This window comes from Streptantibioticus silvisoli (genome assembly GCF_027947535.2).
GTDB classification, from domain to species: domain Bacteria; phylum Actinomycetota; class Actinomycetes; order Streptomycetales; family Streptomycetaceae; genus Streptantibioticus_C; species Streptantibioticus_C silvisoli.
On record NZ_JAAGKO020000098.1, the window covers coordinates 1 to 15,977 of the forward strand.

13 protein-coding genes and 1 pseudogene are annotated in these 15,977 nt (G+C 72.2%); 7 read left to right on the forward strand and 7 right to left on the reverse strand.

The annotated features are described in order from the left end of the window. The first annotated feature begins 465 nt into the window (after positions 1 to 465). Both allB and alc read left to right on the forward strand, forming a co-directional pair. Complete coding sequence (allB, locus tag POF43_RS33340) at positions 466 to 1,821, forward strand: allantoinase AllB (RefSeq protein ID WP_271325960.1); 1,356 nt, start codon at positions 466 to 468, stop codon at positions 1,819 to 1,821. A 53-nt stretch (positions 1,822 to 1,874) separates the two neighbouring features. Then, positions 1,875 to 3,098: an allantoicase gene (gene alc, locus POF43_RS33345; protein WP_282704932.1), complete on the forward strand. Its 1,224-nt coding sequence runs from the start codon at positions 1,875 to 1,877 to the stop codon at positions 3,096 to 3,098. A gap of 97 nt (positions 3,099 to 3,195) precedes the next feature. Here the strand turns inward: alc and POF43_RS33350 are convergent, their stop codons facing one another. The 4 genes and pseudogenes from POF43_RS33350 to POF43_RS33365 all read right to left on the reverse strand — a co-directional run. Beyond that, positions 3,196 to 4,551 carry a GH1 family beta-glucosidase gene (locus POF43_RS33350; RefSeq protein WP_271315031.1) on the reverse strand — a complete coding sequence of 452 codons (1,356 nt, stop codon included), beginning with the start codon at positions 4,549 to 4,551 and terminating at the stop codon, positions 3,196 to 3,198. A gap of 100 nt (positions 4,552 to 4,651) precedes the next feature. Beyond that, on the reverse strand, positions 4,652 to 5,515 hold the full coding sequence (locus POF43_RS33355; protein ID WP_271315028.1) for a carbohydrate ABC transporter permease: 864 nt from the start codon (positions 5,513 to 5,515) through the stop codon (positions 4,652 to 4,654). Then, a complete protein-coding gene (locus POF43_RS33360) occupies positions 5,508 to 6,482 on the reverse strand; it encodes a carbohydrate ABC transporter permease (RefSeq protein ID WP_271323533.1) in 975 nt (324 codons plus the stop codon). The genes POF43_RS33355 and POF43_RS33360 overlap by 8 nt, the downstream gene beginning before the upstream one ends. A 10-nt stretch (positions 6,483 to 6,492) precedes the next feature. After that, a pseudogene (locus POF43_RS33365) lies at positions 6,493 to 7,809 on the reverse strand (ABC transporter substrate-binding protein); the annotation flags it as partial. Between the two features lie 217 nt (positions 7,810 to 8,026). Between POF43_RS33365 and POF43_RS33370 the strand changes: the two are divergent. From POF43_RS33370 to POF43_RS33385, 4 genes are all read left to right on the forward strand, one after another. After that, entirely contained in the window at positions 8,027 to 9,367 is a 1,341-nt protein-coding gene (locus POF43_RS33370; RefSeq protein WP_271315026.1) for an ROK family transcriptional regulator, read from the forward strand. Then, entirely contained in the window at positions 9,364 to 10,191 is an 828-nt protein-coding gene (locus POF43_RS33375; RefSeq protein WP_271315025.1) for an AIM24 family protein, read from the forward strand. Before POF43_RS33370 ends, POF43_RS33375 begins: the two co-directional genes overlap by 4 nt. 61 nt (positions 10,192 to 10,252) lie before the next feature. After that, complete coding sequence (locus POF43_RS33380; RefSeq protein ID WP_282704933.1) at positions 10,253 to 10,882, forward strand: bifunctional 4-hydroxy-2-oxoglutarate aldolase/2-dehydro-3-deoxy-phosphogluconate aldolase; 630 nt, start codon at positions 10,253 to 10,255, stop codon at positions 10,880 to 10,882. 101 nt (positions 10,883 to 10,983) lie between these two features. Beyond that, positions 10,984 to 11,475, forward strand: a complete 492-nt coding sequence (locus tag POF43_RS33385; protein ID WP_282704934.1) for a glutathione peroxidase — start codon at positions 10,984 to 10,986, stop codon at positions 11,473 to 11,475. A 114-nt stretch (positions 11,476 to 11,589) separates the two neighbouring features. Here POF43_RS33385 and POF43_RS33390 read toward each other — a convergent pair whose 3' ends face one another. Genes POF43_RS33390 through POF43_RS33400 form a run of 3 tightly spaced genes read right to left on the reverse strand, consistent with a single transcriptional unit; the run spans position 11,590 to position 14,551 of the window. Beyond that, positions 11,590 to 12,423 (reverse strand): ATP-binding cassette domain-containing protein, encoded by an 834-nt coding sequence (locus POF43_RS33390; protein WP_271315029.1) that lies wholly within the window; start codon positions 12,421 to 12,423, stop codon positions 11,590 to 11,592. 50 nt (positions 12,424 to 12,473) lie between these two features. Further along, positions 12,474 to 13,529, reverse strand: coding sequence for an ABC transporter permease (locus POF43_RS33395; protein ID WP_271315022.1), 1,056 nt, complete (start codon positions 13,527 to 13,529; stop codon positions 12,474 to 12,476). A gap of 5 nt (positions 13,530 to 13,534) precedes the next feature. Continuing rightward, on the reverse strand, positions 13,535 to 14,551 hold the full coding sequence (locus tag POF43_RS33400; RefSeq protein ID WP_271315021.1) for a substrate-binding domain-containing protein: 1,017 nt from the start codon (positions 14,549 to 14,551) through the stop codon (positions 13,535 to 13,537). Between the two features lie 394 nt (positions 14,552 to 14,945). Between POF43_RS33400 and iolC the strand changes: the two genes are divergently transcribed. Further along, positions 14,946 to 15,893, forward strand: a complete 948-nt coding sequence (iolC, locus tag POF43_RS33405) for a 5-dehydro-2-deoxygluconokinase (protein WP_271318780.1) — start codon at positions 14,946 to 14,948, stop codon at positions 15,891 to 15,893. Positions 15,894 to 15,977 lie beyond the last annotated feature (84 nt).

The window sequence follows — 15,977 nt, forward strand, 5'->3', positions numbered from 1 at the left end:
TGTCGGCCCACCGGGACCCGCCCCGCCCGGCCCCGACCCAAGAAGAAACCAGGCGCAGGACAACGACCCCCACCACCCCCCGACAGAAGCCCAGCGCACCGGAGGGTGCAAGCGCACCGAAGGGCGAAGGCGACCCCCGACAGAAGCCCGACGCACCGAAGGGTGCAAGCGCACCGAAGGGCGAAGGCGACCCCCGACAGAAGCCCAACGCACCGAAGGGCGAAAGCGCACCGAGGCGCGAAGGCGACCCCCGACAGAAGCCCAACGCACCGAAGGGCGAAAACGCACCGAAGGGTGAAGCGCCCCCGACAGAAGTCCAGCGCGCCAACCCCACGCCCCCGGTGCCGAAGGCCACCCCCGGGGCGTCCCGCCGAAGGCCCCCGCGCCGCCGCCGGAGGCACCCCCCGTCTTGACCCCACCCCCACCCGCCCCGAAGATCGTCGCAGACGGGAAGGAGTCAGACCTATGCCCCAACAGCCCGACCGGCAGGTCGTCGTGCGGTCGACCCGGGTCCTCACCCCGGAGGGAGAACGCCCGGCCGACGTGATCGTGGTGGGGGAGCGGATCGCCGCGGTCCAGCCGCACGGCGGTGCGCTCCCGGCCGGCGCGGACCTGGTGGACCTCGGGGACGACGCGCTCCTGCCGGGGCTGGTCGACACCCACGTGCACGTCAACGAGCCGGGGCGCACGGAGTGGGAGGGGTTCGCGTCGGCGACGCGCGCCGCGGCGGCCGGCGGGGTGACGACGCTGGTGGACATGCCGCTCAACAGCGTGCCGCCCACCACCACGCCGGACGCGCTGGCGGTGAAGCGGGCGACCGCCGCACCGTCGGTCCATGTGGACACCGGGTTCTGGGGCGGCGCGGTGCCGGACAGCCTCGGCGCGTTGCGGTCGTTGCACGACGCGGGCGTCTTTGGATTCAAGTGCTTCCTGCTGCCGTCCGGTGTGCCGGAGTTCCCGGAGCTGACGGGTGATCAACTGGCGTGTGCCATGCGGGAGATCGCCTCGTTCGGCGGGCTGCTCATCGTGCACGCGGAGGACCCCGGTGTCATCGGTGCGGCGCCGGACGCCGCCGGGAGGGCGTACGCGGGGTTCCTCGCGTCCCGGCCGCCGGCCGCGGAGACCACCGCGATCGCCGGGCTGATCGGCCTGGCGCGCGAGACCGGCTGCCGGGTGCACGTGCTGCACCTGTCGTCGGCCGCGGCGCTGCCGCTGATCGCGGACGCCCGCCGCGACGGCGTCGCGGTCAGCGCCGAGTCCTGCCCGCACTACCTCACGCTGACCGCGGAGCAGGTCCCGGACGGCGCGACGGAGTTCAAGTGCTGTCCGCCCATCCGCGAGGCCGGCAACCAGGACGCGTTGTGGACCGGGCTGGCCGAAGGCACGATCGGCTGCGTCGTCTCCGACCACTCGCCGGCCACCGCCGCGCTCAAGCAGCCGCCGGACGGTGACTTCGACACCGCGTGGGGCGGCATCTCCTCGCTCCAGCTGGGGCTGCCGGCCATGTGGACCGAGGCCCGGCGCCGCGGCCACACGCTGGCGGACGTCGCCCGCTGGATGTCGGCGGCGCCCGCGGAGCTGGCCGGCCTGGCCGCCAAGGGGGCCATCGCTGCGGGCCGGGACGCCGACTTCGCGGTGCTGGCCCCGGAGGAGACCTTCACCGTGGACCCGGCCGCCCTGCACCACCGGCACCCGGTCACCGCCTACGCGGGCCGCACCCTGCACGGCGTGGTCCGCGCCACCTGGCTGCGCGGCGCCCCGGTCGCCCGCGACGGCGCCGTGGACGGTCCGCCCCGCGGCCGCCTGCTCACCCGTCCCTGAACCACCCGAGACACCGGTCGCACATCCGCCGAAAACCCCCGCAGGGAGCCCCTTTGACCCCCGACGGCACCCCCACCCCCGACGGCACCCCGGAAGCCCCCGGCCCGCCCGGAAGCCCCAGCACCCCCGCAGACCCCGACACCCCCGCCGGAGGCCCCGCCCCCGCCTCCCCGGCCCGCTTCACCGGCTCCGCCCGCCCCTACCGCCCCGGCAGCGACCCGTACGCCGACCACCGCAGCGCCCCGGCGGACTTCGAGGCGTACGCGGATCTGGCCGACCGGCGGCTGGGCGCCGGGGTGATCGCGGCCAACGACGAGTTCTTCGCGGAGCGCGAGAGCCTGCTGCTGCCCGGGCCGGCCGTCTTCGACCCGGAGCGGTTCGGGCCCAAGGGCAAGATCATGGACGGCTGGGAGACCCGCAGGCGCCGCGGTGCCGCACCCGACAGCCCGTTCCCGGCCCCCGGTGACCACGACTGGGCGCTGGTGCGGCTCGGGGCACCCGGTGTGGTGCGTGGCGTCGTCGTCGACACCGCGCACTTCCGGGGCAACCACCCGAGCGCCGTCAGCGTGGAGGCGACGGCCGCGCCGCTGTCGGCCTCCGCCGCCGACCTGCTGGACGAGGGCGTGCCGTGGACCGTGCTGGTGCCGCGCACCGAGGTCGGCGGGCACGCGGCCAACGCGTTCGCGGTCGGCGTCGAGCGCCGGTTCACGCACCTGCGGCTGCGGCAGTACCCGGACGGCGGCGTCGCCCGGCTGCGGGTGCACGGCGAGGTGGTGCCCGACCCGGGCTGGCTGGCCGAGCTCGGTACCTTCGACGTCGTGGCGCTGGAGAACGGCGGCGCGGTCGAGGACGCCTCCGACCGGTTCTACTCCTCGCCGTGGAACACCATCCTGCCCGGCCGCTCGCAGCGGATGGACGACGGCTGGGAGACCAGGCGGCGCCGCGACCGGGACGGCGACTGGGTGCGCTACCGGCTGGCCGGGCAGGCGCTGGTGCGCGCGGTGGAGATCGACACCGCCTGCCTGAAGGGCAACGCCGCCGGGTTCGCGGCGCTGCTCGGCCGCGACGAGCACACCGGCGGCGACTGGTTCCCCATCACCCCGCGGGTGCCGCTCCAGCCGGACACCGCGCACCGCTTCCTGGTCGGCGGTCCGCCGGTCACCCACGTGCGGATGGAGATCTTCCCCGACGGCGGCATCTCCCGCCTGCGGCTGCACGGTTCGCTGACCGCGGCCGGCGCCGCGCGGCTGGCCGACCGGGCGGAACGGCTGGCGTGACGCCGGGGCGGGAACGCCCGCCGGGTACGCAACCGGCCGGCCGCGCACGCGAGGGGCGTGCGCGGCCGGCCGGGATCGCGGCGGGCGGTGTCCGTGCTCAGGCCGCCCGGCGCATCCGCCTGCGGTGCGCGGCGATGATGTCGGTGTAGCGCTGACCGCTGCCCTTCAGGGTGCGCTTCTGGGTGGCGTAGTCGACGTGCACCAGGCCGAAGCGCTTGGCGTAGCCGTAGGCCCACTCGAAGTTGTCCAGCAGCGACCAGGCGAAGTAGCCGGCGAGCGGGGCGCCGCGGCGCACCGCGCGGGCGCAGGCGGCCAGGTGGCCGTCGAGGTAGGCGGCCCGGTCGGGGTCGCTGACCTGGCCGTCGGTGCCGACGGTGTCGGGCCAGGCGGAGCCGTTCTCGGTCACCAGGATGCGCTGGGCGCCGTACTCCTCGGTGAGCCGCATGAGCAGCTGCTCCAGGCCGTCCGGGGTGATCTCCCAGTCCATCCCGGTGCGCGGCCGGCCGGGCTCGTAGACCTGGCGGGCGTACGGCGCGGGACCGGTCGGGTCGTCGCTGACGACGTTGCGGAAGTAGTAGTTCAGGCCGAGGAAGTCCAGCGGCGCGGCGATGGCCTCCATGTCGCCGGCCCGGACCGGCAGGTCGACGCCGTACAGGTCGACCATGTCCTGCGGGTAGCCGCGGCCGTGGATCGGGTCGAGCCACCAGCGGTTGGTGTGGCCGTCGGCGCGGATCGCGGCGGCCTGGTCGGCCTCGCGGTCGGTGGCCGGCTCGCAGGGCGAGAGGTTGTTGACGATGCCGACCTGGGCGCCGGGGACGGCGGCCCGGATGGCGGCGACCGCGCGGCCGTGCGCCAGGTGCAGGTGGTACGACGCGCGGACTGCGGCCGTCAGGTCGGTCATGCCGGGGGCCATCTTGCCTTCCAGGTGGCCGATCCAGGCGGAGCACAGCGGCTCGTTGAGCGTGGTCCAGTTGACCACCCGGTCGCCGAGGCGGCGGGCGACCACGTCGGCGTACTCCCCGAAGCGCTCGGCGGTCTCGCGCTCCGGCCAGCCGCCGCGGTCCTGGAGGGCCTGCGGCAGGTCCCAGTGGTAGAGCGTCGGGTACGGGGTGATGCCGGCCGCCAGCACCCCGTCGACCAGCCGGTCGTAGAAGTCCAGGCCGGCCGCGTTGACCTTGCTGTCGCCCTGCGGCATGACCCGGGGCCAGGCGATGGAGAACCGGTAGGCGTCCACGCCCATGTCCCGCATCAGCGCGATGTCCTCGGGCCAGCGGTGGTAGTGGTCGCAGGCCACGTCCCCGTTGTCGCCGCCGTCGATGACGCCGGGCACCTTGCAGAACGTGTCCCAGATCGAGGGGGCGCGGCCGTCCTCGCTGACGGCGCCCTCGATCTGGTACGAGGAGGTGGCGGTGCCCCACAGGAAGCCCTGCGGGAAGGCGGTCAGGTCGTCCATGTGGTGGAGGTCTGTCACAACGGCCTTTCCAGAAACGAGAGTTGACCCTTGAAAGGGCGCGGGGGGCGCGGTGGCGCGATGAACGGGTGCCGCCGGTGGGTCACTTGACCGCACCCGCGGTCAGGCCGGCCACCAGGTAGCGCTGGAGCAGCAGGAACCCGGCGACCACCGGCACGCTCACCACGAGCGAGGCGGCCATCACCTGGTTCCAGTAGACGTCGTTCTGGGTGGCGTAGCCCTCCAGGCCGATGGCGAGGGTGCGGGTGCTGTCGTTGGTCAGCACCGAGGCGAACAGCACCTCGCCCCACGCGGTCATGAACGCGTAGACGGCGACCGCGACGATGCCGGGGACGGCCGCCGGGATGACCACCCGGAACAGCGCCCCCAGCGGCCCGCACCCGTCGACCAGCGCGGCCTCGTCCAGATCCTGCGGGATCGAGTCGAAGTAGCCGGCCAGCATCCAGATGGAGAACGGCAGCGAGAACGTCAGGTAGGTCAGGATCAGTCCGCCGCGGCTGCCGTACAGCGCGATGCCGGTGGCGTTGCCGATGTTGACGAAGATCAGGAACAGCGGCAGCAGGAACAGGATGCCGGGGAACATCTGGGTGGACAGCACCGTCACGGTGAACAGCCGCTTGCCCTTGAACCGGTAGCGGCTGACCGCGTACGCGGCGAAGATCGCCACCACCACCGACAGCAGCATGGACGAGCCGCAGACGATGACGGAGTTGGCGAAGTAGTGCGCCAGCGGCACGGTGTGCCAGATGTCGACGTAGGGCCGCAGCGTCAGGTGGTGCGGCAGCCACTGGAAGGCGCCCTGCACCTCGTTGAGCGGCTTGAGCGACGAGGAGATCATCACGTAGACGGGCAGGATCGCGAAGATCGCCAGCAGCGTCAGGAAGATCCGCCGGGTCCACAGGAAGCTGGTCGGCGCCGCCATCGGGGAGCGGTGGCTGTCAGACATCGGCGTCCTTCCGCCGGGTGGCGAGCAGGTAGACCCCGGTCACCAGCATCAGGAACAGCAGCATCAGCACGGACATCGCCGAGCCGGAGCCGAAGTTCCAGGTGATGAACGACGACTGGTAGATGTGGATGGAGATCAGGTCGGCGGCCGGTGGCGCGGACTTGCCGAACAGCACGTACGGCGTGTTGAAGTCGTTGAACGTCCACAGGAACAGCACCAGCACCAGCACCTGGTTGACCGGCCGCAGCGACGGCAGCGTGATGCGCCGCACCTGCTGCCAGATGCCGGCGCCGTCCAGCGCGGCGGCCTCGTACAGCTCGCCGGGGATGTTCTGCAGGCCGGCGGTCAGGCACAGGAACGCGAACGGCCAGGTGCGCCAGACCGAGACGGTCACCAGGGCGGGGAAGCTGTTGCTGCCGATCAGCCAGAACGACTGGCCGTTCGTCAGGTGCATCTGGTGCAGCAGGTGGTTGATCAGGCCGTTGTCCCGCTGGAACATGAACGACCAGGTGATCACGGCCGCGTAGACCGGCAGGGCGTACGGCACCAGGAAGAACGTGCGCAGCAGGCCGCGGCCGCGGAAGTTGTCCTGCATCATGATGGCGGCGGCGGTGCCCAGCAGCCAGGACAGGCCCACGGTCAGCACGGTGAAGCCGCAGGTGATCCAGAACGAGTGCAGCAGCGCCTGGCCGATCGGCTCGGAGAACTTCACCGCGACCTTGTAGTTGCCCAGTCCGGCCCAGGGCGCCGAACCCCAGTCGCGGATGTAGAACTGGGTCAGCTGCTTGAAGCTGATCGCGATGCCGGTGAGGATCGGGATCAGGTGGATGAGCAGTTCGAGGATCAGCGCGGGCAGCAGGAACAGGTAGGGCAGTGCGCGGCGGCGCAGACGGCCGGGCGCCGGCCCGCGCGAGCGCCGCTTGGCGGCTCGCGCGGTCCGGTCCTCGGCGGGCGTGGTGACGGTCATCGGTCCGTCCGCTCGCGGGCATCTGCTGCTGGGCCTTGGTCAGTTCGCTCTTGACCGTGGAGTCGGTGACCGACTTGCCGCCCGCGGCGTCCGCGAAGAGGTTCTTCATCGCGGTGCCGACCAGGGTCTCGAAGTTGCTCTCGTCGGCGACCTGCGGCAGCGGCGCCGAGTTGTTGGCCAGCACCTGCTTGAGGGTGGCCAGCTCCGGGGTGGGGTTGACCGCCTGGCTGGCGGCGGCCTGCACCGGGGAGATCGAGCCGTACTTGCCGTTGATGATCTTCTGCTCGGCGGTGCTGGTCATGAAGTTCACGAACTTCTCCGCACCGGAGAGGTTCTTGCTGTTCTTGAAGACCGCCATGTTGATGCCGGCCGCCATGGTGTCGATCTTGCCGCTGCCGGTCGGGTTCGCGGTCTGGAACGGCACCGGGGCGACGCCGAACTGGTCGGTCTTCATGCCCTGGAGCTTCAGCGAGGTGCCCGCCGCCTGCCACAGCAGCATCGCGGCCTTGCCGGTGGCGAAGTCGGTCACCGACTGGTTGTTGGCGTACTCCGCGTCACCGGGGGAGGCGATCTTGTCGGTCGCCATCAGGTCCACGTACTGCTTGACCGCCTGGACGGCCTGCGGGCTGTCGAAGTCCGGCTTGCCGGCCTTGGTGAAGAAGTTGGCGCCCAGCTGCTGGCCGAACGCGAAGGCGTGGTGCGCGTTCTCCTGGTACTGCCCGCACTCCAGCGCGATGCCCCACTTGCCGTTGCCGGTCAGCTTCTTGCCGTCGGCGATCAGCTGGCTCCAGGTGGCGGGCGGCCCGGCTATGCCGGCCTTCTTGAACTCCGCCTTGTTCCAGTACAGCCCGTACGACAGCGCGTACAGCGGCACCGCGGCCGGCGGCTGGCCGGCGACACCGGTGGAGGCCAGCGCGGAGGCGTTGAACTTGCTGGCGCCGCCGATCTTCGCCATGTTCGCCGAGTCCCAGGGCAGCAGCGCGCCGGTGGCCTGGAGCGAGGCCGACCAGGAGTTGCCGATGTTCAGCACGTCGGGGCCCTGGCCGGAGGAGGCGGCCGCCATGATCCGGTTGAGCAGGTCGGACCAGGGCACGACCTCCAGGTTGACCTTGATGCCGGTCTGCTGGGTGAACTTCTTCAGCTCCGGGCCCAGGACCTGCTTGTCGACGTTGACGCTGGTGCCCTGGTTGCTGGCCCAGTAGGTGAGGGTCTTGCCGCTCGAGGAGCCGCCGCCGGAGCTGTCGGTCGAACCTCCGCCGCACGCGGTCGCGGTCGCGGCCAGGGCGAGGGCGACCGCCGCGCTGGCGAACGTCCGGGAAGCCTTCAGAGTAGGCACAGTCGGGCACCTCTTTCGGGAACACGTGCGGGTCGTGTGGTGCTGGAGCGCGGTGGTTCGGCGAGCCCGGCCCGTGTTCGGGACTTGAACGCCTTCACGTCTTAATTCAAGCCGTGATTTAAACTGCGTGAAAACCCGGCGTCAAGACTTCGCGCAGGACTCGGGGTCCGGATAGGTTCTGCGCGGCGGGTGAACGAATGGAGCGGGCATGGCGGACAGGAAGCAGCGCACGGTCCGTGACCTGCGCCGGGGCAACAGGTCCGCGCTGCTGCGCCACCTGTGGTTCGAGGGTCCGCTCAGCCGGCAGGAGTTGGGCCGCGACACCGGACTGAGCGCCGGCTCGATCAGCAACGTGGTCGGCGAACTGCTCGCTGACGGGCTCGTCGAGGAGGCCGGCGCCGTCGACTCCGACGGCGGACGCCCGCGCACCCTGCTGAAGGTCGCGGCCGGCTACGGGCGGCTGGCCGGCGTCGACATCGGCGAAACCCGGGTCCGCGTCGGGCTGTTCGACCTCGACCTGTCCGAACTCGCCGTCTTCGAGCAGCCGTTGAGCGACAGCGGCCACGACGTCGACCACGTGGTCCGGCTGGTGCTGGACGGCCTGGCCGCCGTGCTGTCCGACACCGCGACCGACCCGGCCCGGGTGCTCGGCGTCGGCGTCGGCGTGCCCGGCATCGTCGAGCGCGGCCCGGCCGGCGACCTGGCGGTGGTGCACGGCCAGACCATCGGCTGGGACGCGGTACCGGTCGGCGCCCTGCTGCGGGCCGGCACCGGCCTGCCGCTGCACATCGAGAACGGCGCCAAGACCCTCGGCCAGGCCGAGATGTGGTTCGGCGGCGGCCGCGGCGCCCGGGACGCGGTCATCGCGCTGATCGGCTCCGGCGTCGGCGCCTGCGTGGTGGCCGACGGCGAGCCCTACCGCGGTTCCACCTCCAGCGCCGGCGAATGGGGCCACACCACGCTGAGCGTCGGCGGCCGGCGCTGCCGCTGCGGCGCCCGCGGCCACCTGGAGGCCTACGTGGGCGCCGAGGCGGTGCTGGACCGCTGGGGGGCCGCCCCGGCCGGCCTGACCGAGGAGGAGGGCCTGGCGGCGCTGCTGGAGCGCGACGCGGCCGGCGACCCGGCGGCCCGCGAGGTGCTCGACGACACCGCCGAGTACCTCGGCGCCGGCATCGCCGACCTGATCAACCTGTTCAACCCCGAACGCATCCTGCTCGGCGGCTGGGCCGGACTGCTGCTCGGCCCGCGCCTGCTGCCCGCGGTACGCCGGCACGCGGCCGCCTACGCGCTGCGCCAGCCGGGCCGCGAGGCGGTCATCGGCCTGGGCCGGCTGGGCCCGGAGGCGGTCACCGTCGGCGCCGCCACCCTGCCGCTCGCCCGGTTCCTGGAGGACGGCGGCCGTACCGCGCCGCCCGCCGCCGATCGGGACGCCGAGGCAGGAACCGATCGGCAGGTGCCGGGCGTTCAGACGGTCAGGGGTGGCCGCGCACTCGCCCGCAGCGGCGGTCCGGCGGCCACCGAACCGCACGCCGAGGAGCGCCGCTCATGACCCTTCAGCAGCAGATCGTCGGCAACGCCATGCAGATGGCCGTGTGCACCCTGCGCCCCGGGCAGACGGTCTACTGCGAGGCCGGCAAGTTCTTGTTCAAGACCTCCAACGTCACCATGGACACCCGGCTCGGCGCCCCCGACCCGGCCGGCAACGCGCCCGGCGGCCTGCCCGGCCAGGGCGGCGGCGGGGGCATGGGCGGCTTCCTGCGCCAGGCCATGGGCACCGCCATGCAGGTCGGCCAGCGGATGCTGGCCGGCGAGTCGGTGGCGTTCCAGTACTTCACCTGCTCCGGCGGTGAGGGCACCGTCGGGTTCGCCGGCGTGCTGCCCGGCGAGATGCGCGCCCTGGAACTGGACGGCAGCCGGGCCTGGTTCGCCGAGAAGGACGCCTTCGTCGCCGCCGAGTCCACCGTCCGCTTCGGCATCGACTTCGCTGGCTTCCGGCAGGGCATGAGTGGCGGCGAGGGCTTCGTGCTGGAGAAGTTCACCGGCCGCGGCACCGTGATCATCGCCGGCGCCGGCAACTTCATCGACCTCAACCCGGCCGAGTTCGGCGGCCGCATCGAGGTGGACACCGGCTGCATCGTCGCGTTCGAGGAGGGCATCCGCTACGGCGTGGAACGCGTCGGCCGGCTCAACCGGCAGGGCATCATGAACGCGGTCTTCGGCGGCGAGGGGCTGTCGCTGGCCACCTTGGAGGGCGACGGCCGCGTCATCCTGCAGTCGATGACCCTGGAGGGACTGGCCAACGCGCTGAAGAAGGCCCAGGGACCGGAGAAGCAGGGCCCGACCGGTGGCCTGTTCTCCACCGACGTCGGGTGACCGCCCGGCGCCCGTCGGCGGTACCGTCGAGCGCACCAACCGAACCGAAGGGAGGGTGACCGTGGCATACCGCTGGGAGACCACCCGGGCCGCCTTGGCACAGCGGGTCGTCGCCATCATCAGGGCCGAGAGCTACGACGCGGCGGCGGCGTCCTGCGACACGCTGCTGTCGGCCGGGCTGACCACCGTGGAGATCTCCCTGACCACACCGTTCGCCCTGGAAGCGGTCACCACCATGGTCCGCGAGGTCGGTGAGGACGCGGTGATCGGTGCCGGGACCGTGCTGGACGGCGCGTCCGCGCGGATGGCGGTCGACGCCGGGGCGCGTTTCCTGTCGGCCCCGAACCGCGACATCGGCGTCATCAGCACCGGCCACCGCTACGGCCTGCCGGTCTTCTGCGGCGCCGCGACCCCCGACGAGGTGGTCCGCGCCCTTGAGTCCGGCGCCGACGCCGTCAACCTCTTCCCGGCCTCGGTCACTTCACCGGCCTGGGTGCGCGACGTGCGCGCCGCGCTGCCGCAGGCGCCGCTGGTGCCCACCGGCGGCATCACCGCGCAGGAGGCGCCGGAGTGGATCGCGGCCGGCGCCGTCGCGGTCGCCCTGGGCCCCGAACAGTCCTGCGGCGACCGCGCCACCGTGCTCAAGCGCACCGCCGACCTGCTCGCCCGGCTGTCCGACCTGGGCGGCTGACCTCCCCGGGGCCGCCGCCGGGCACCGTGAACGCCGCCCGGCCGCCCCGCGGACCACCGCGTAGCATCCCCGTACGACCCCCTCGCGAAAAGGAGCCCGACGTGGCCGGCATCCAGGACATCCAGCTGCGCACCCTCGACGGCACCCCCGCCACCCTGGCCGAGCACGCCGGCAAGGTGCTGCTGATCGTCAACGTCGCGTCCGAGTGCGGCCTCACCCCGCAGTACGAGGGCCTGGAGCGGCTGCACAAGCGGTACGCCGACCGCGGCTTCACGGTGCTGGGCTTCCCGTGCAACCAGTTCGGCGGCCAGGAGCCGGGCAGCGACGAGGAGATCGGCACCTTCTGCTCCGCCACCTACGGCGTGACGTTCCCGATGTACGCCAAGGCCGACGTCACCGGCGACGACCGCCAGCCGCTCTACCGGGAGCTGACCGCGCTGGCCGACGCGTCCGGCGAGGCGGGCGACGTGCAGTGGAACTTCGAGAAGTTCCTGGTCGACGCGGACGGCACCCCGGTCGCCCGGTTCCGCCCGCGCACCGAGCCGGAGGCCGACGAGGTCGTCGCCGCCATCGAGGCCCGCCTCACCGCCTGATCGGCTTACCGTTCGACCGCCCCACCGCACCACGGCCCGGCCGCCTGACGGCGCCGAACGCACCGGCGGCCGCGTCCCGTACCCCGGGACGCGGCCCCCGACAGCCCTGGCGGGTTACCGTTCCGCGTCGGGCGCCTTACCGGTGTCGACCCCGGCCACCTGCGCCAACTCGTGCTTGAGGGCGTCGAGTTCGGCGCCGCCCGACATGTGGTGGGTGAGCTGGTCGAGGGTGATGTCGGCCCGTGCCGCGCTCAGCTCCAAGGTGCCCAGCCGCAGCACGCTGAAGTGGTCGCCGACCATGAAGGCGTGGTGCGGGTTGTGGGTGATGAAGATGACGCCCAGGCCGCGGTCGCGGGCCGCGGCGATGTACTTCAGCACCACGCCCGACTGCTTGACGCCGAGCGCCGCGGTCGGCTCGTCGAGGATCAGCACCCGGGCGCCGAAGTACACCGCGCGGGCGATCGCCACCGACTGCCGCTGACCGCCGGACAGTGAGCCGATCGGCCGCTCCATGTCGTTGAGCGCGATGCCCATGCGGCGCAGCTCCTCCTCGCAGGTGGCCTTCATCCGCGCGATGTCCAGCCGCCGCAACGGCCAGACGCCACGGGTGAGTTCCGACCCCAGGAAGAAGTTGCGCCACACCGGCATCAGCGGCACCGTCGCCAGGTCCTGGTAGACGGTGGCGATGCCGCGGGCCAGCGCCTCGCGCGGGTTGGCGAGACGCACCGGCTCGCCGTCGATCAGGTAGTCGCCCTCGGTGTGCTGGTGCAGCCCCGAGATGATCTTGATCAGGGTGGACTTGCCGGCGCCGTTGTCGCCCAGCACGCAGGTGACGGTGCCCGGCCGCACGGCCAGGTCGACGCCGTGCAGCGCGAGCACGTTGCCGTAGCTCTTGCCGGCGCCGCGCAGCTCCACGATCGGCGCCTGCTCGGTGGAGGAGCCGGTCAGCTCCGGCTCGAAGTCGCCGGAGCCTTCGGGGGTGGTCTCGGACACGGGCGCTACCTCCTGGTCGCCTGGCGGCGGACCCACAGATTGACCAGCGTGGCGGCCAGCAGCATCACGCCGAGGAAGAACTTGAACCAGTCGGGGTTCCAGTTGGCGTAGACGATGCCCTGGGTGACCATGCCGAAGATGAACGCGCCGATCACCGCGCCGACGGCCGAACCGTAGCCGCCGGTCAGCAGGCAGCCGCCGATGACCGCCGCGATGATGTACAGGAACTCGTTGCCGACGCCCTCACCGGACTGCACGGTGTCGAAGGAGAACAGCTGGTTCATCCCGACGAACCACGCCGCGAAGCCCACCGACATGAACAGCGCGATCTTGGTGAACCCCACCGGCACGCCGACCGAACGGGCGCTGGCCCGGTCGCCGCCGACCGCGAAGATCCAGTTGCCGAACTTGGTGCGCAGCAGCACCCAGGTGGCGATCACCGCGAAGCCCAGCCACCACAGCACCGTGATCTTCACGTCCACGCCGCCGATGTCCACCGTGGAGGCGAACACCTTCCTGGCCTGGTTGAAGCCGTCCATGTTGCTGATGGAGTCGGTGGCCACGTTGCCGGTCAGCAGCTTGGTGACCGCCAGGTTCAGGCCCTGGAGCATCAAGAAGGTGCCCAGGGTGACCAGGAAGCTCGGCAGTCCGGTGCGCATCAGCAGGAAGCCGTTGAGCGCCCCGACCGCCAGCGAGACCGCCAGCGCGGCGAATACCCCGACCCAGATGTTCTGCGTCAGCTGCCAGCTCAGCTCGCTGGCGGTCAGCGCGGAGGTGATGACCGCGACACCGGCCGACAGGTCGAACTCGCCGCCGATCATCAGCAGCGCGACCGGCAGCGCCACGATGCCGATGGTGGACGCCTGGTAGAGCACGGTCGCCAGCGAGTCCAGCTGCCGGAACGGCGGCGCGACGGCGAAGAAGAACAGGTAGACCACGATCGCGCCGACCAGCGCGCCGACCTCGGGCCGGGCCAGCAGCCGGCGCAGCGGTGAGCGCCGCGTGGTGTGCGGCGGGGTGTCCTTGGCCGGGGGAGCGGCGGGGGCTGTGGCGTCGGCCATCGTCGTCACCGGGTCCCGTTCGCGGCGAACTTCGCGATGGTGGCGACGTTGGACTTGTCGACGAAGGCCGGCCCGGTCAGCACCGGCTGGGTGCCGCCGCCGCTGAAGTTGCCGTTGTACTTGTACAGCCACAGCCCGTCGATCGCCAGGTAGCCCTGCAGGTACGGCTGCTGGTCGACGGCGAACTCGATGCTGCCGGCCTTGATGCCGTTGACCAGGTCCTGGTTGAGGTCGAAGGTGGCGACCTTCGCCTTGCTGCCGGCGTCGGAGACCGCCTGCACGGCGGTCAGCGCGAACGGCGCGCCGAGGGTGGCGACCACGTCGATGGAGTGGTCCTGCTGGAGCTTGGCGGTGATGGTCGACTTCACCGACGGCATGTCGGCGCCGTTGACGTAGAGGATGTCGGTCTTGCCCTTGAAGGTCTTCTTGATGCCGGCGCAGCGCTGCTCCAGCGAGACGTTGCCCTGCTCGTGGATGACGCACAGGTCGTGGTGGGCGCCGGTGGAGTTGAGCTTGCGGCCGAACGCCTCACCGGCGATGCTCTCGTCCTGGCCGAAGAACTCCAGCAGCTTCTCCGACTGCCAGGCGGTCTCCCCGGCGTTCAGGCCGACGACCGGGATGCCCTTCTTCTCCGCCTCGGCGACCACGTTCTTCATCGCGTTGGGATCCGCCAGCGTCACCGCGATCCCGTCGACCTTCTGGTCGATCGCGTTCTGCACGAGGTTGGCCTGGTTGGCGGAGTTGGGGTCGCTGGCGTAGATCAGGTCCACGTTGTCCTTGGAGGCCGCGGTCTGCGCGCCCTTGCGCACCAGGTCCCAGAACGTGTCGCCGGGCGCCGAGTGGGTGATCATCGCGATCTTGATCCGCGGCGTGTTCGCGTGTCCCGCGGCGAGCGCCGCGGCGCGCTGCTGGGCCGCCTTGCCGCCGTGCGCGCTGGCGCAGCCGGAGACCATCAGCAGCCCCGCCGCGCAGGCGGCGACGACCGCCACGGTTCGGCGGGACCTTGTGCGGGTGCGTTCCATCGGGTCGGGTACCTCACGTGGGGGAACGGGGAGTGGAAAGGCTGACAGAGCCGACGTCCATTGACAAGCTCTTGTCAATGATTTGTTATGACATCAACTCATGCGCGGGAACTCGTGCGCGGCGGCGGTGGGGACTCGGCGGGGCGGGGGCGAGGGTCATGCGGTCGCGCCCCACCGTCGCCCACCCCACCGTCCCCGCCCCACCGTCGCCCACCCCTGCGCCGGGCGACCCGCCACCCGGCCGCAGGCCCCCGCCTCCGTCCTCCGGACGGGCCGAAGCGTCGGTCCGGACGTCCGTATGTAAGGACAAATCATTGACATCGTGCGCGGCGCCGGGTTAGACAGGGAGGGCCGGCCGCGCCCGACCGATCCCCGCAGCCCGAGGAGCCCCCGCATGCCCGAGCCCTATGACCTGATCACCATGGGCCGGATCGGGGTGGACCTCTACCCGTTGCAGACCGGGGTCCCGCTGGCCGAGGTGGAGACGTTCGGCAAGTTCCTCGGCGGGTCGGCCACCAACGTCGCCGTGGCCGCCGCCCGCCTCGGCCGCCGTACCGCCGTCATCAGCCGTACCGGCGACGACCCGTTCGGCACCTACGTCCACCGGGCGCTGGCCGGCTTCGGGGTCGACGACCGCTGGGTGACGCCGGTCGAGCGGTACCCGACCCCGGTGACGTTCTGCGAGATCTTCCCGCCCGACGACTTCCCGCTCTACTTCTACCGGCTGCCCAAGGCCCCCGACCTGGAGATCCGGCCGGACGAACTCGACCTGGACGCCGTCGGCACCGCCCGGATCTTCTGGATGACCGGCACCGGGCTGTGCGCCGAACCCAGCCGCTCGGCCACCCTCACCGCGCTGCGCGCCCGCGACCGGTCCGGCGTCACCGTCTTCGACCTCGACTGGCGGCCGATGTTCTGGCCGCGGCCCGCGCAGGCCCGTGCCGCCTACGCCGAGGCGCTGCGGTACGCCACCGTGGCCGTCGGCAACCTCGACGAGTGCGAGATCGCCACCGGCGAACGCGAACCGCGGGCCTGCGCCGACGCCCTGCTCGCGGCCGGCGTCGAGCTGGCCGTCGTCAAACAGGGACCCAAGGGCGTGCTGGCGGTGCACCGGGACGGCACGGTCGCCGAGGTCCCGCCGGTGCCGGTCGAGGTGGTCAACGGGCTCGGGGCCGGCGACGCGTTCGGCGGATCGCTGTGCCACGGGCTGCTGGCCGGCTGGGAGCTGGAACGGATCATGCGGCACGCCAACGCGGCCGGCGCCCTGGTCGCCTCCCGCCTCGCCTGCTCCTCCGCCATGCCCACCGCCGCCGAGGTCGACGCCCTGCTCACCGGCGACTGACGGCCCCGCCGCCGCCCCGCACCCCCCGCCGGCCGAGCACCCCGCCCCCGCCCGCCGCCCCCGACCGCCCCCCCCACCGCCTCC